Source organism: Kitasatospora sp. NPDC091257 (assembly GCF_044757675.1).
In the GTDB taxonomy this organism is placed as follows: domain Bacteria; phylum Actinomycetota; class Actinomycetes; order Streptomycetales; family Streptomycetaceae; genus Kitasatospora; species Kitasatospora lactacystinica.
Window position 1 is genome coordinate 1 of sequence record NZ_JBIVVI010001255.1, and the last position, 2528, is coordinate 2528.

Here is a 2528-nt window from a genome sequence, read left to right on the forward strand (position 1 = left end):
CCCTGCGGTCCCTGCGGTCCCTGCGGGCCGGGGCCCGTCGCACGGTACGGGCCGTACGGGTCGTACGCGTCATAGGGGTTGTGCGGCTCGGTCGGGCCGGCCACCCCGGCCTCCTCGGTCGCCCCGGACAGGCCCGGAACCCCGGTCGCCCCCGACGCCTCGGTCGCCCCCTGCGGCTGGGTCGAACCGGTGGAGCAGAGCGAGCCAGGTGAACCGAGCGAACCGGGCGAATCGGACGCGGCGGGAACGGACGGACCTGACATGAGTCCCCCTCAGTGGTCGGCGGGCATGCGGAGGCCACCCGTCGGGCGGTCCACCGGCGGGCGTTCTCGGCGCCCCGGCCGCTGCCGACTGTAGACCATTCTGAACAGGTTCAAAAGTCAGCTCTGAACGCGTTCAGAACGCCCTCACCACCAAGGACTCCCTCGCTACCCCTTCACCGACCCGGCCAGCAGCCCGCGAACGAAGTACCGCTGGAGACTGAAGAAGACGATCAGCGGCACGACGATCGACAGGAACGCCCCGGCCGTCAGCAGCTCCCAGCGCCCGCCGAGCGAGCCGGACAGCTGCGCCAGCCGCACCGTCATCGGCGCCACCTCCGGCGTGCCGCCCGCGAAGGTCAGCGCCACCAGCAGGTCGTTCCAGACCCACAGGAACTGGAAGATCGCGAACGAGGCCAGCGCCGGGGTGCATAGCGGCAGCACGATGGAGCGGAAGATCTTGAAGTGCGAGGCGCCGTCCACCACCGCGGCCTCCATCAGGTCGCGCGGCAGCTGGGCGATGAAGTTGTGCAGCAGGAACACCGCCAGCGGCAGCGCGAACATGGTGTGCGCCAGCCAGACCGGCGCGTAGCTGCCCTTCAGGTCCACCGCCGGAATCAGCGTCAGCGCGCCCAGGTGCGCGCCGCCGGCAAACAGCCGCAGCAGCGGGATCAGCGCCATCTGGAGCGGCACCACCTGGAGCGCGAACACCGTGAAGAAGACCGCGTCGCTCCCCCGGAACCGCACCCAGGCCAGCGCGTACGCCGCCATCGCCGCCAGTGCCAGCGGGAAGACCGTCGCCGGGATGCTGATCGCCAGCGAGTTGACCAGGAAGGGCATCAGGCCGGTGGAGGCCCCGGATCCGCCCTCGAACAGCACCGAGTGGTAGTTGCCGAGGCCGAGGTCGGGGTGGAGGAAGGCGTTCCACCAGCCGCTGGCGGTCACGTCCTGCTTGGGCCGCAGCGAGGTCACCAGCAGACCCAGCGTCGGAACCGTCCAGAGCACCGTCATCGCGATCACGAACACCGAGGCCAGCGGACTGCTGAAGGCCTTCCGCACCGGCCGCACCGCACCGGCCGGCCGCACCATCCCCTCCGTCCGCACCGCCTTCGCCGTCCCCTCCCGGCCGTCCGTCCCGGTCACCGGACCTCACGCTCCTTCCGCAGCTGCAGGATGTTGTAGGCCACCAGCGGCAGCACCGCGAGGAAGAGGAGCACCGCGAGGGCACTGCCCCGCCCGGAGTTGAACTGCACGAAGGACTGCGAGTACATCTCGTTGGCCAGCACCTGGGTGCCGAAGTTGCCGCCGGTCATGGTGCGGACGATGTCGAAGGCCTTCAGGGTGATGATCATGACCGTGGTCAGGACGACCATCACCGTGGTGCGGATCATCGGCACGGTGACGTACCAGAACAGCCGCACCCCGCTCGCGCCGTCCAGCCGGGCCGCCTCCACGACCTCGTCCGGGATCGCCTTGATCGCCGCCGACAGCACCACCATCGCGAAGCCGGTCTGCACCCAGACCATCACCGCCATCAGCAGGAAGGTGTTCAGCGGCTGCGAGAGCAGCCAGTTCGGCGGATCGTCCCAGCCCACCGCGACGGCGAGCTGGCTGAGCAGACCGATCTGCGGCTGGCCCGGACCGCGCGACTCGTAGACGAACTTGAAGATGATCGACGCGCCGACCAGCGAGATCGCCATCGGCATGAAGATCAGCGACTTGTACACCGACTGGCCGCGCATCCGGTCCACCAGCAGCGCCAGTACCAGCCCCAGCCCGGTCGCCGCCAACGGCGCGACCACCAGCCAGAGCAGCGTGTTGACCAGCACCTTCTGCACCGAGTCGGAGGTGAGGGCCCAGCCGAAGTTCTCACCGCCGACGAACCGGGTGCCGTCGTCGTTCTGGAGGCTGAGGTAGACCGTGCGGACCAGCGGCACGACCAGGCCGACGGCCAGCAGCAGCACCGCCGGGCCGAGGAACACCGCGACCGCCAGCGGACGGGCCAGGCGGCCCCGGGCCCGGCCGGCGACCAGGAAGACCACCAGCAGGATGCCGAGGAAGCCGGCGACGGCGCCGAAGGTGTTGCCGAACTTGACGGCCGCGTCGTTCCAGGTGCCGGCCGCCAGTCTCTCGGCGACCAGCCCGCCGGCGGCCAACCGGTCCGCGGCCAACTCGGCGACGGGTGACGGGAATCCGGGTACGGACATGGCTGTGCGTCCCTTCGGGCGTGGTGGGAAGGGGGCGGGCGGTGCGGGTGGGTGAGATCGG

At 70.3% G+C, this 2528-nt stretch carries 2 protein-coding genes; both read right to left on the reverse strand.

Annotated features, from left to right (window positions below; all coding sequences use genetic code 11):
* Window positions 1–428: 428 nt before the first annotated feature.
* A complete protein-coding gene (locus ACIQOV_RS36970; RefSeq protein WP_401055177.1) occupies window positions 429–1403 on the reverse strand; it encodes a carbohydrate ABC transporter permease in 975 nt (324 codons plus the stop codon).
* Window positions 1400–2467, reverse strand: coding sequence for a carbohydrate ABC transporter permease (locus ACIQOV_RS36975; RefSeq protein ID WP_401055178.1), 1068 nt, complete (start codon window positions 2465–2467; stop codon window positions 1400–1402). Before ACIQOV_RS36975 ends, ACIQOV_RS36970 begins: the two co-directional genes overlap by 4 nt.
* Window positions 2468–2528: the final 61 nt, after the last annotated feature.